The organism is Pseudomonadota bacterium, assembly GCA_026388255.1.
Taxonomy (GTDB): Bacteria; Desulfobacterota; Syntrophorhabdia; order Syntrophorhabdales; family Syntrophorhabdaceae; genus JAPLKB01.
Window position 1 is genome coordinate 39,939 of record JAPLKC010000082.1, and the last position, 12,791, is coordinate 52,729.

Genomic DNA, 12,791 nt, shown 5'->3' on the forward strand with positions numbered 1-12,791 from the left:
TTATGGGAACATCATTAAATAAAATTTTGGATGTCGGATGTCGGATGTTGGATTCGAAAAAACAAAAAACATCATTCCTTTCCTGCAAGCTCTCACCTTTCACCTTTCATCTTCTCTTTTTTAGCATCGTTTTCACAATTACCCTTTCTCTGTTCGGTTGTGCCTCAACAGACGAAATAACAATACTGAAAAGCAACATAATTTCAATATCAAACGATCTTAACCAACTCAAGGGTGAAACAAATACTAAATTGTTCGCTATTGCAAAAGAACAGGAAAGCTTGAGGAAGCAGCTTATGGGAGTGTCCACATCAGTTGAAAACAGAGATGATAAAAACCGGACATTATTAGGGAGGATTGAAGAACTGGACCATCAGCTTCAGACATATTGGAAAGACACCAAAGCAGAGATTAGTGCATTAAAAACCGGAAACGTCAAGCCGCCGATCATAGATAATCCAACACAGACATCAATTATTAAGGAAATTGTTGATCCGAAATATGAAACCACATACAAAGAAGCCTTTGATAAATTTCAGCAAGGCGCTTACGAAGAGGCAGCCGTCAAATTTTCAGATTTTATCAATGTCTATCCTGGAACACCCCTCATTTCAAATGCATACTACTGGCTGGGAGAAAGCTATCTGAATCTTAAAAACTATGAGAAAGCAATTGTCAACTTCCAGGAAGTGATTGATAAATACCCCAAGAGCGACAAGGCCTCAAGGGCGCTTCTATCACAGGCAGAAGCCTTCGGCATCATTAAAGACCCAAAGAGTTCTAAAACCGTCCTGAAGAAGGTCATAGAACTCTATCCGAAAACAGAAGAGGCTGCTATAGCAGAGAGAAAATTAAGAAACCTCGGCCTCAGGTAATTTTTCCGTGTCCTCGTCCAGCTTTTCAAGAACGGCCATATCATAGTTTTTGTATCTTGAATAGCCTGTTCCGGCAGGGATGATTCTTCCCATAATCACGTTCTCCTTCAGTCCTCTCAGGTAATCCACCCGCCCTTCTATTGCGGCCTGCGTGAGAACCTTCGTAGTATCCTGAAAACTTGCTGCCGAGATAAAACTGTCCGTAATAAGAGATGCCTTTGTAATCCCTAAAAATAGCGGCTCTGCTTTGGCAGGTTTTCCACCTGTTTCCAAAACCCGTTTGTTTTCTTCTTCAAATACCCACCATTCAACAGGCTCATCAATGATGAAATTCGTATCACCCACATCTCTTATCCTTACCCTCTTAAGCATCTGCCTTACGATAATTTCTATATGCTTGTCATTTATCTTCACGCCCTGCAGCTGATAAACCTCTTGGATCTCGTCTACAAGGTAACGGGCAAGGGCTTTGATGCCGAGTATGCGGAGCACATCGTGAGGACTTACCGGACCGTCCATCAACGGTTCTCCTGCCTTAACATAATCCCCTTCATGGACAACTATATGTTTACCTCTCGGGATTATATATTTTATCGGCTCGCCTCTTTCGGGTTTTACGAATATCTCCCTTTTGCCCTTTGTGGTCTTACCGAAGGAAACAAACCCGTTTACCTCGGCTACCGTTGCATTTTCTTTCGGTCTTCTTGCCTCAAAAAGTTCTGCAACCCTTGGGAGACCGCCGGTAATATCCTTTGTCTTAGTAGTTTCTCGCGGTATTTTCGACACAACATCGCCTGCGTGGATTTCATCTCCTTCATTTACAATAATATGCGCTCCGATAGGCAAAATATAACGGGCAGGACTCGTGCTGCCGGGTATATTAATCGTTTTGCCCTTATCATCCTTTATTGATATGCGTGGCCGCAGGTCCTGATCCCTTGGCTCCATAACGACTCTGTAAGAAAGCCCAGATATCTCGTCTTTGCTCTCCTGCATCGTCACACCTTCAACAATATCCCCAAATTTGATTTTTCCGGATACCTCCGAAAGAATCGGAATTGTATAAGGATCCCATTCGGCCAGAATCTGGCCTTCCTTGATATACTGTCCTTTTTCCTTTATTTCAGCAAAGTCGGGTTGTATGGTGCCTTCAATATTACCATAAACAAGCCTGGCTCCATATATGACGGCATATCTTTCTCTTTCCCTGCCTGCTTCATCTACAATAGAAATCTCGCCGTTTCTGTTCATCACAACAGGAACGCCTTCCCTGTTATTTACTAACTTTACATTTAATAACTTTACATACCCGTCATTTCTTGCTTCTAAGGTAGATTGCTCTACCCTTCGGGATGCCGCCCCACCGATATGGAATGTTCTCATTGTAAGCTGTGTCCCCGGTTCCCCGATAGATTGGGCAGCAACAATGCCTACCGCCTCGCCGATGCTTACAAGACGGCCTCGTGCAAGATCTCTTCCGTAACAAAGCACACAGATGCCGCGCTTTGATCTGCAGGTAAGAGCAGAACGGATCTTTATCTTTTCAAAGCTGGCTTCCTCGATCTTCTTCAGGTGTTCTTCGCGAATCTCTTCATTTCTTCTAACTATAATCTCTCCGTCAGGGTCTTTCAGGTCTTCAAGCACGACCCTTCCGAGGACCCTCGTATCAAGACGTTCAATTACCTCACCGCCTTCTATCAGCGAACCGACTTCTATTCCGTCAAAAGTACCGCAGTCATGTTCCGATACCACCACATCCTGGGAAGCATCAACAAGCCTCCTAGTGAGATATCCTGAATTTGCCGTCTTGAGGGCAGTATCGGCCAGGCCTTTCCGTGCGCCATGGGTGGATATAAAGTACTGTTGAACGGTTAATCCTTCTCTAAAATTACTCGTAATCGGCGTTTCAATAATCTCGCCGGAAGGCGTTGCCATAAGCCCCCTCATACCCGCAAGCTGTCTAATCTGCTGAGCGTTGCCTCTTGCACCGGAATTTGCCATTATAAATATAGGGTTCAGGCTATTCTGATATTCTACCTTTCCGTCAGGACTTATAACCTTTTCAGTACCAAGTTCCCTCATAAGCTCATCTGCAATTCTTTCGGTTACATCCGCCCATATATCGATAACCTTATTATATCGCTCACCATCGGTAATCAACCCTTCAGCATACTGTTTCTGAACAATGCGAACTTCATCGTATGCCTTTTCAATAAGCTCCTGTTTGTTAGCTGGAACTATCATATCGTCTATCGAGATGGAAATGCCGCCCATTGTTGCATAATAAAAACCCAGATCTTTTAATCTATCGGAAAGGATTACCGTACCCTTCTCCCCGGCTACCCGGTAACATTTATCAACAAGCTGGGCTATTGTTTTCTTGTCCATCACCTTGTTGATCAGTTCAAACATTTCGTTCATAATCAACGTTCGCTGATCTGCATTGAGTTCCATCAGGGCATTTTCAATAACATCCCTCAATATGACCCTACCGACAGTTGTATCAATAAGCTTTCCTCCGTCCAATCTCACCTTTATCCGTGCGTGCAAATCCATTTCCCCGCAGTCATAGGCAATGTTCACCTCCTCGGGATCAGCAAATATTTTCCCTTCACCTTTTACATACTTTCTTTCGATCGTTAGATAGTAAAGACCGAGTACAATATCCTGCGTGGGAACGATAATAGGCTTCCCGTTTGCAGGCGAAAGAATATTGTTCGTTGACATCATGAGTACCCGCGCTTCAGTCTGCGCCTCAATCGAAAGCGGGATATGAACCGCCATCTGGTCTCCGTCAAAATCAGCATTATAGGCTGTGCATACAAGAGGATGCAACTGGATTGCCTTTCCGTCAATAAGTTGCGGTTCAAAGGCTTGAATCCCAAGCCGGTGTAATGTTGGAGCCCTGTTTAAAAGCACAGGGTGTTCCTTTATCGCCTCTTCAAGGACATCCCAGACCTCGGGCCTCTCTTTTTCAACAATCTTTTTTGCGTTCTTAATTGTTGTAGCAAACCCTTTCTTTATCAATCTGTTATACACAAAGGGTTTGAAAAGCTCCAGAGCCATGGATTTAGGGAGACCACACTGGTGGAGCCTCAAATGAGGGCCTACTACAATAACAGACCTGCCGGAGTAGTCTACCCTTTTCCCAAGAAGGTTCTGGCGGAATCTTCCCTGTTTACCCCGGAGCATATCACTCAAAGACTTAAGAGGTCTCTTGCTTGCCCCTGTGACAACACGTCCACGCTTTGAATTATCAAAAAGCGCATCAACTGCCTCCTGGAGCATCCTTTTTTCGTTCCGTATAATAATTTCCGGTGCATTCAGCTCCATTAATCTTTTCAGTCTGTTGTTCCTGTTTATCACTCTTCTGTAAAGGTCATTCAAGTCTGAAGTTGCAAACCTTCCACCGTCCAGAGGAACAAGAGGCCGAAGCTCCGGTGGAAGCACCGGGACAATATCGAGTATCATCCATTCAGGCTTTACTTTTGAAACCCTGAATGCATCCACTACCTTAAGTCTTCTCGCAAGCTTCTTCTTCTTTGCCTCGCTTGCCGTATCACGCATATCAATCCTGAGTGTCTTTGTAAGTTCCTCTACATCTATTTTCTTCAAGCATTCTCGCATTGCCTCGGCGCCTATTCCGCCTACAAATGTATCACCATACTTTCCCTTTGCCTCTATATATTTCTCCTCATTCATCAATTCACAAAATTCATATGGAGATGAACCGGGTTCAATGACAATATACATCTCAAAATAGAGAACTCTTTCTACTTCCTTTATCGTTAATTCAAGTAAGGTTCCGATCTTACTCGGCATACTCTTCAAAAACCAGATATGTGCAACAGGACATGCGAGTTTTATATGTCCCATTCTTTCTCTTCTCACCTTTGACTGAATGACTTCTACCCCGCATTTTTCACAAATAATACCTCTGTGTTTCATTCTCTTATATTTTCCACAGATGCATTCATAATCCTTTACAGGACCAAATATCTTGGCGCAGAATAGTCCGTCCTTCTCCGGCTTAAAAGTCCGGTAATTGATTGTTTCAGGCTTTTTTACCTCGCCACAGGACCATTTTTCAATGATTTCCGGAGATGCAAGCGATAACCTGATAGCTGCATATCCCAAAGGGTCTTTCTGTTTTTCAAAAACCTTATAGTAATCTTCCAATCTTATACCTCCGTATAAAACGGTTTTGAGTTTTAAATGTTGAATTTTGAATTATAATCTTAAAAAACTCAACATTCATAATTAAGATTCAACATTGCCTTTATTGCTCTTCCCTAACAAGGTCTACATTTATGCATAAGGCCTCCAGCTCTTTTACCAATACATTAAAGGATTCCGGGAGATTTGGTTCAAGCACGTCTTCACCCTTTACAATAGCTTCGTAAGCCCTTATCCTGCCATTTACATCATCAGATTTAATTGTGAGGAATTCCTGCAAAGAATAAGAAGCCCCATATGCCTCAAGGGCCCAGACTTCCATTTCTCCGAGACGCTGCCCGCCAAATTGCGCCTTTCCGCCAAGAGGCTGCTGAGTAACAAGAGAATAAGGTCCTATGGAGCGGGCATGAATTTTGTCGTCAACAAGATGGTGTAACTTCAAAAAGTACATGTTGCCTATAGTAATCTTGTGATGAAACATATCTCCTGTTCTGCCATCGTAAAGCAGAGCCTGTCTGTTATCCGACAATCCCGCCATCTCAAACAGTTCCTTTATCTCGCTCTCGTCTGCACTGTCAAAAACAGGCACCGCCACATTAACACCGTTCCTCATCCTGTCTGCCAACTCTATTATTTCCTCATCGCTCAACTTATCTATAAAACTATCGAGTTCCCCGTGATTGAAAACCTTTTTCAGTTGAGCCTTAATGGCCTTCGGGGAAGAGGTACTCTTGTAATAGTTATCAACCAGTTCGCCTATCTTCTTGCCGAGCTCTTTGGCAGCCCATCCAAGGTGTACCTCCAATATCTGTCCTGCATTCATACGGGATGGAACACCAAGAGGATTAAGAACAAGGTCAATCGGTGTCCCGTCTTCCGTAAAGGGCATATCTTCTTCAGGGAGAATTATCGATACAATCCCTTTGTTCCCGTGACGGCCTGATATTTTATCACCCACAGCGATCTTCCTTTTCATAACTACATATACTTTGATCGTTTTGATAACGCCTGGGGACAGTTCATCGCCTTTCTTAATCTTGTTTATCTTGTCTTCATAGTAAAGTTTAATAATCTCAATCTGGTTTTCCTTGCTGTCAAGAATTTTAGAAATCTTTGCCTCCAGTTCATCATCGCCAAAATCAATGCTCTGAAGTTTATGAAGGCTCATATAACCTATTTTTCCTACATTCAGCACTTCGCCTTTCTTGATAACTATCTTCCCCTTATCATCCTTTATATCAACAGGGGCTTTTTTTCCGAGGAATATGCTCTCCAGTTTCTCCTGTGTACTCTCCAGAATAATCTTTACCTGCTCTTCCTGATCCTTTAAAATGTTTGATATTTCTATGTCTTCTATAAGCCTGCTCCGGTCGTCCTTATCAATACCCCTCCTCGAAAGCACCTTCACATCAATGACTATACCTTCGATGCCATGCGGTACCCTGAGCGATGTATCTTTCACATCGCCTGCTTTTTCACCGAATATTGCACGCAGAAGCTTTTCTTCCGGCGTAAGCTGGGTTTCCCCCTTTGGGGTAACCTTACCTACAAGGATATCCCCTGGTTTTACCGTTGCACCAACTCTTACAATACCGCTCTCATCAAGATCTTTAAGGACTTCATCTCCTATGCTCGGTATATCTCTCGTAACCTCTTCCTTACCAAGTTTTGTATCCCTTACAACACACTCCAACTCCTCAACATGGATAGAGGTAAATAAATCTTCCTTGACAAGCCGTTCATTCACAAGCACCGAGTCTTCATAATTATACCCCCTCCACGGCATGAACGCTACCAGCACATTCTTTCCAAGGGCAAGCTCCCCTCTGTCTGTAGAAGGCCCGTCCGCAAGTACATCTCCCTTGCTTACATAGTCACCTTCATTCACAATTGCTCTCTGGTTTATACAGGTATCCTGGTTTGATCTCCTGAATTTCAGAAGATTGTATACATCTATCTTAACAGTCGGTTCTTCATTTTTGTCTTTTTCCTCATATTGGACAATGATCCTGTTTGCATCTACACTTTTTACAATACCGGCAGACCTTGCTGTTATAGTCACTCTCGAATCCCTGCCCACAACCTTTTCCATGCCTGTTCCAACAATCGGCGCCTCTGTAATAACCAACGGCACTGCCTGCCGCTGCATGTTTGAACCCATAAGCGCACGGTTTGCGTCATCATGCTCCAGGAAGGGGATTAGCGATGCGGAGACGCTTACAAGCTGCTTCGGGGAGACATCCATAAAATTTACCTCTTCCGGGCTTACCAAATAGAATCCCCCGCCCTTCTGAGCAGTTATAAGATCTGCGGTAAACCTTCCCTCCTTATCAATGGGTGCGTTTGCCTGCGCAACATAGTACGGTTCCTCTTCGAGTGCGCTCAGATATTTAACTTTATTTGTTACCCTGCCGTTGACCACTTCCCTGTATGGTGTCTCTATAAACCCGAAGGTATTGACCTTTGCATATGTAGAAAGTGAGGCTATCAAGCCGATATTCGGACCTTCAGGAGTCTCAACGGGGCATATTCTTCCATAATGTGTAGGGTGAACATCCCTGACCTCAAACCCCGCCCTTTCACGAGTTAAGCCTCCTGGTCCAAGGGCGCTCAATCTACGTTTGTGTGTAATCTCGCTGAGTGGATTCGTTTGATCCATAAACTGGGAAAGTTGACTGCTTGAAAAGAAGTCTTTTACCGCACTCGCAACAGGTTTTGGATTTACCAGATCATGCGGCATCAATGTCTCCATCTCCGGAAATGTAAGTCTCTCCTTAATAGCTCTTTCCATCCGCACAAGCCCCATCCTGAACTGATTTTCAAGAAGCTCTCCCACTGTCCTTACCCTTCTGTTTCCAAGATGATCTATGTCGTCTCCGGGGCCCCTGGCATCTTTAAGCCTGAGTAAATGCCCCACAACCTCAAGGATATCTTCTTTCCTTAAAACCGTTTCTTCCAGAGGGATACCAAGGTTAAGTCTGTGATTGATTTTGAGTCTGCCGACTTTTGAAAGGTCATATCTTTCGGGACTGAAGAACATATTGTGGATAAGGGCTTCAGCAAATTCTGTTGTAGGAGGATCTCCCGGCCTGAGCTTCCTGTATATCCCAAGCAGCGCCTCATCCTTGGTATTCACGCTGTCCTCACGTAATGTTTTACTTAAGGAGGCGCTTACATTCAGATTATCGATAAAAAGGATATCAAAACTGTTCACTTTTTTGCTTATTATCTTTTCAATATCATCGTTTGTAATCTCTCTATTTATCGAAATTAAAATCTCTTTTGTTTTAGGGTCTATAACATTTTCCGATGTAGTTTTGCCGATTATATCACCTTCTTCAACCGGTATTTCTTTTATATTGGCAGACTCCATTTTTTTAATAACTGCTTTAGTAATTTTTTTATGCTTTTTTACAATGACTTCTTTTGTCTCTTCATTAAGAATATCGGAAGGCGCTTTCTGCCCTATAAGAAGTGCAAGCAGCGTTTGTTTATACAACCTTCCGTTCTTTATAACAACCGTTTCTTTATCATAATAATAATCAAGTATCTCTTTTTCGGTATATCCAAGCGCTTTTAAAAACAGCGTGACATACATCTTTTTCTTCTTATCTATTCTCACATAAACAAGCTCCTTATGATCAAACTCAAAGTCTAACCAGGAGCCTCTGTATGGAATTATCCGTGCGCTGTATGAAAGGCTTCCCCCCAGGGTTGACTTTGCCTGATCACAATCAAAATAAACACCGGGCGATCTGTGCAACTGGCTTACTACAACCCTTTCCGTGCCATTTATAATAAAAGTTCCTCTTTCGGTCATAAGAGGGATCTCACCGAAATATACATCCTGTTCCTTCACTGCCCGTATATCCCGGATTTTTGTATCAGGATCAACATTCCATACTACAAGACGTATAGCAACTCTCATAGGCGCTGCATATGTTACACTCCGAAAGATACATTCCTCTTCTGAATTCTTTGGGTCACCTATTTCGTATTTTACAAATTCGAGTGTCGTAGTCTCATGCGAGTCTTTTATGGGAAACACGCTGTTGAAAACCGCCTGCAGTCCCATGTTCTCTCTTTTATCCGGCCGAATATCCTTTTGTAAAAAAATCTCATAGGAATCAAGCTGGGTTTCAATCAGGTTGGGAATATCGAGAACTTCTTTTATCTTACCGTAGTTCTTCCTGAATATCCTATTATGGAAAGTCTGCCTCATATTTTCATTCACTCCTTGTTTTTTAGCGTAGAGCATAGAGCAGAGGGCTGAAAATTTCAGCTCTTTGCTCTATGCTCTATACTAACGATATTACTCTACTTTTACCTGTGCGCTCACTTCTTCAAGCTGTTTCTTGATATTTGCAGCTTCATCTTTTGAAACACCTTCTTTAACAGGTTTTGGGGCGCCTTCGACAAGGTCTTTTGCTTCTTTCAGTCCAAGGCTTGTAATAGCCCTTACAACTTTTATTACCTGTATCTTCTTCTCTGCTTCATATCCTGTGAGTATAACGTTAAACTCTGTCTGTTCTTCTACCGGTTCCGCAGCAGCAGCCTGGCCTCCGCCTGCCGGGGCAGCCGCCATCATCGGCATTGCCGCTGAAACGCCAAACTTCTCTTCCAGGACCTTTATAAAATCAGAGAGTTCAAGGACTGTCATGTTTTCGATAAACTGTATAACATCTTCTTTTGTAACGCTCATTTAATATTCCTCCTTCAGGCTTGTTCTTTTTTAGTTTTAATTGCATTCAAGGTTATCATAAGTTTATTCAAATTACCGGAAAGCACATACACGAATCTCTGAGGCACACCTTGCAGTAAACCCAGAAGCTTCGCTATAAGTACTTCTCTCGACGGCAGTGTAGCAAGCTTCAGAATGTCTTCAGGTCTTATTACCTGTTCTCCAAGAAAGCCTGCTTTCAACTTCAGCTGGGGCATCTCTTTCAAAAAACTAACTATTGTCTTCGCTGCACTCACCGGGTCCTTATAAATGCATACAATTGCATTCGGACCTGAAAATTTGTCTTTCAGGGCTTGCGCTCTTGTTCCTTCGGATGCAATATTTAAAAGCGTGTTTTTTACAACACTAAATTCTACACCCACGTTTCTCAGCTCTTTTCGGAGCTTTGTCATCTGGGACACTTTTAAGCCGCTGTATTCCGCAATAAACATGGAATTCATCCGGTTGAGTTTAGCCCCTAATTCCTCAACTACCTTCTTTTTCTTTGTTCTTTCCAATGGTTTTCATCCCTCCTTTCATAGAATGTATGGAAAGTCAGGGAGACAAATAATGTAAAGTCTCAGCAGGCCGTAATCGTTTAACATATTTGCACCTGCTTTCTCTGACTCTTTCCCTATTTAGTCAAGTTCCTCACATAGGCAGGATCTATTTTTATACCTGGGCTCATTGTTGTGCAAACGGCCAACCCCTTAAAGTAAGCTCCTTTGCTTGAAGGTGGTTTTAATCTGATAACAGCTTCGATGAGTGAATTAATATTTTCCATTATCTTCTCTTTTCCAAAACCGAGTTTACCGACCGGAACGTGGAGATTCCCTGCTTTATCTACTCTGAATTCCACTCTTCCTGCTTTCATTTCCTTTACGGTCTTAGCTATATCAAAAGTCACTGTCCCTACTTTCGGATTGGGCATAAGACCCCTCGGACCAAGTATCTTGCCAAGCTTACTAACCGCTCCCATCATATCCGGGGTAGCAACAGCCTTATCAAAACCCAGCCATCCTTTTTGAATCTTTTCAATCAAATCCTCTGCGCCAATAAAATCTGCACCGGCTTCCTCTGCTTCCTTCTCCTTTTGGCCCTTTGCAAAAACAACTATTTTCACTTCTTTTCCAAGTCCGTTAGGGAGTGCAACGCTCCCTCTGACCATCTGGTCGGCATGTCTAGGATCGACGCCGAGTCGACAAGCCAACTCAACAGTCTCGTCAAACTTTGCAAAAGAAATCTGTGGAAGCAGTTCAAGGGCTTCATCCATATCATATTTTTTTTCTCTATCTATGTTTTTCCGTGCCTCTGAATATTTTTTCCCTACTTTTGCCATTTACATTACTCCTTCTATCTTAGGCTAAGAGCTAATGGAAAAGGGCAAAGGGTTTAATCCTTTAGCCTTTTGCCTTATGCCTTTCGCCTGCTTCGTTATCCTTCCACAACCTCTATTCCCATGCTTCTCGAACTGCCTTCAATAATCTTTATTGCGCCGTCAATATCCTTTGCATTCAGATCCTGCATCTTCAACTGGGCAATCTCTTTTATCTGCGACTTTGCTATGGTTCCAGCCGTTTCTTTTTTTGGATTATGGGCTCCTTTAGCCAATTTAGCCGCCCTTTTTATAAGGAACGTGGCAGGAGGTGTTTTTGTAATAAAGCTAAAAGTCCTGTCAGAAAAAATGGTTATCGATGCCGGTATAATAGTTCCTTCCTGGGATTTAGTCCTTTCGTTAAATGCCTTACAGAATTCCATTATATTTACACCATGCTGACCAAGGGCTGGCCCTACAGGTGGTGATGGAGTCGCCTGACCTGCCTGTAACTGTAACTTCACCATAGCCACAACTTTTTTTGCCATCTCACAGCTCCTTTATATTTTCTCTATCTGAATAAAATCCAACTCAACCGGGGTTGTTCTCCCAAAAATATTGAGTAGCACTTTTACCTTACCTTTTTCGGGTTTTATCTCCTCTACGCTACCTGTAAAATTTGTAAAAGGTCCTTCGGTTACCTTAACGCCGTCGCCTTTTTCAAATCTGATTTTCGGCTTAATCTTACCCTTGCCTTCCTGAATGGCGCTGAGGATTTCATTCACCTCATTTTCAGGTAAAGGTGGTGGATTCATCTTGTCATATCCTACAAAACCGGTTACTTTTGGCGTATTTCTCACAAGATACCATGTATCGTTGTTCATTACCATATTTACAATAATATATCCGGGGAAAACCGTCCTCTGAGACTTCTTAACCTGTCCTTTAACCCTCTCCATAATAATCTCTGATGGTACAATAATCTCTCCAAAATATAACTCCATTTTACCGTTCCGTATGTTCTCTTCCAGGCCTTCTCTCACTTTCTGTTCATAACCGGAATATGTATGTACAACGTACCACTTCTTTTCCATTATCTCTTCCACTTCCATTTTTTTATCTTGATTATCCACGCAGCAACACCTGTATAATCTTTGCCAATCCTACATCGACAATACCAAGAAATATAGCCGCAATTGCAACTGTTATCAAAACTACATAAGTCCCTTTTACAGCATCTTTTTTCGACGGCCATGTAACCCTTTTAGCTTCCATATAAACTTCTCTGAAGTATTCCTTGATACCGTCCACTTTAGCTTTGACATCCATAAAATCTCCATAATTTACAGGCCAGGAGGGATTCGAACCCCCAACACCCGGATTTGGAGTCCGGTGCTCTATCCGTTAGAGCTACTGGCCTTCTTATTTTGTCTCTCTGTGTGATGTATGTTTCTTACAAGACTTGCAATATTTTTTCATTTCAAGCTTATCAGGCGTCTTTTGTTTATTCCTTGTTGTTGTATAATTCCTGTTCTTACAATCCGAACATGCAAGTATTACCAGTTGCCTCATTTTTTTTCCCCTCTACTCTATAATCTCAGTGACAACACCGGCTCCGACAGTCTTTCCACCTTCCCTGATAGCAAAACGGAGTTCCTTCTCAAGGGCAATGGGGGTAACAAGCTCAACAATGATAGTTACATTA

General features: G+C 42.6%; 11 protein-coding genes and 1 tRNA gene. 1 reads left to right on the forward strand and 11 read right to left on the reverse strand.

The features are described 5' to 3' along the window. Positions 1-2: 2 nt before the first annotated feature. Positions 3-875, forward strand: coding sequence for a tol-pal system protein YbgF (gene ybgF / locus NT178_10030; protein MCX5812866.1), 873 nt, complete (start codon positions 3-5; stop codon positions 873-875). On the opposite strand, the gene rpoC is transcribed toward ybgF, so the two are convergent. The 11 genes from rpoC to NT178_10085 all read right to left on the reverse strand — a co-directional run. After that, the gene (rpoC, locus tag NT178_10035) at positions 852-5,054 is read right to left on the reverse strand and encodes a DNA-directed RNA polymerase subunit beta' (protein MCX5812867.1); all 4,203 of its coding nucleotides are present in this window, start codon (positions 5,052-5,054) and stop codon (positions 852-854) included. The genes ybgF and rpoC overlap by 24 nt on opposite strands. A 100-nt stretch (positions 5,055-5,154) precedes the next feature. Continuing rightward, positions 5,155-9,273, reverse strand: a complete 4,119-nt coding sequence (gene rpoB, locus NT178_10040; protein ID MCX5812868.1) for a DNA-directed RNA polymerase subunit beta — start codon at positions 9,271-9,273, stop codon at positions 5,155-5,157. Between the two features lie 90 nt (positions 9,274-9,363). Continuing rightward, a complete protein-coding gene (gene rplL, locus NT178_10045) occupies positions 9,364-9,753 on the reverse strand; it encodes a 50S ribosomal protein L7/L12 (GenBank protein ID MCX5812869.1) in 390 nt (129 codons plus the stop codon). A 14-nt stretch (positions 9,754-9,767) separates the two neighbouring features. Beyond that, the gene (rplJ, locus tag NT178_10050; GenBank protein ID MCX5812870.1) at positions 9,768-10,289 is read right to left on the reverse strand and encodes a 50S ribosomal protein L10; all 522 of its coding nucleotides are present in this window, start codon (positions 10,287-10,289) and stop codon (positions 9,768-9,770) included. A gap of 116 nt (positions 10,290-10,405) precedes the next feature. Continuing rightward, on the reverse strand, positions 10,406-11,110 hold the full coding sequence (gene rplA / locus NT178_10055; protein ID MCX5812871.1) for a 50S ribosomal protein L1: 705 nt from the start codon (positions 11,108-11,110) through the stop codon (positions 10,406-10,408). Positions 11,111-11,205: 95 nt separating this feature from the next. Further along, positions 11,206-11,634, reverse strand: coding sequence for a 50S ribosomal protein L11 (rplK, locus tag NT178_10060; protein MCX5812872.1), 429 nt, complete (start codon positions 11,632-11,634; stop codon positions 11,206-11,208). Between the two features lie 12 nt (positions 11,635-11,646). Then, positions 11,647-12,180: a transcription termination/antitermination protein NusG gene (nusG, locus tag NT178_10065; protein MCX5812873.1), complete on the reverse strand. Its 534-nt coding sequence runs from the start codon at positions 12,178-12,180 to the stop codon at positions 11,647-11,649. A 31-nt stretch (positions 12,181-12,211) separates the two neighbouring features. After that, positions 12,212-12,415 (reverse strand): preprotein translocase subunit SecE, encoded by a 204-nt coding sequence (gene secE / locus NT178_10070; GenBank protein ID MCX5812874.1) that lies wholly within the window; start codon positions 12,413-12,415, stop codon positions 12,212-12,214. Between the two features lie 17 nt (positions 12,416-12,432). Beyond that, positions 12,433-12,506 (reverse strand) — tRNA-Trp (locus tag NT178_10075). Between the two features lie 2 nt (positions 12,507-12,508). Next, positions 12,509-12,658, reverse strand: a complete 150-nt coding sequence (rpmG, locus tag NT178_10080; protein MCX5812875.1) for a 50S ribosomal protein L33 — start codon at positions 12,656-12,658, stop codon at positions 12,509-12,511. A 12-nt stretch (positions 12,659-12,670) separates the two neighbouring features. Beyond that, the coding region (locus NT178_10085; protein MCX5812876.1) for an elongation factor Tu at positions 12,671-12,791 on the reverse strand (121 nt) is incomplete at its 5' end.

Coding starts and splice junctions, on each gene's coding strand:
- ybgF (MCX5812866.1), top strand. CDS start 3: ATGGGAACATCATTAAATAAAATTTTGGATGTCGGATGTCGGATGTTG.
- rpoB (MCX5812868.1), bottom strand. CDS start 9,273: ATGAGGCAGACTTTCCATAATAGGATATTCAGGAAGAACTACGGTAAG.
- rplL (MCX5812869.1), bottom strand. CDS start 9,753: ATGAGCGTTACAAAAGAAGATGTTATACAGTTTATCGAAAACATGACA.
- rplA (MCX5812871.1), bottom strand. CDS start 11,110: ATGGCAAAAGTAGGGAAAAAATATTCAGAGGCACGGAAAAACATAGAT.
- rplK (MCX5812872.1), bottom strand. CDS start 11,634: ATGGCAAAAAAAGTTGTGGCTATGGTGAAGTTACAGTTACAGGCAGGT.
- nusG (MCX5812873.1), bottom strand. CDS start 12,180: ATGGAAAAGAAGTGGTACGTTGTACATACATATTCCGGTTATGAACAG.
- secE (MCX5812874.1), bottom strand. CDS start 12,415: ATGGATGTCAAAGCTAAAGTGGACGGTATCAAGGAATACTTCAGAGAA.
- rpmG (MCX5812875.1), bottom strand. CDS start 12,658: ATGAGGCAACTGGTAATACTTGCATGTTCGGATTGTAAGAACAGGAAT.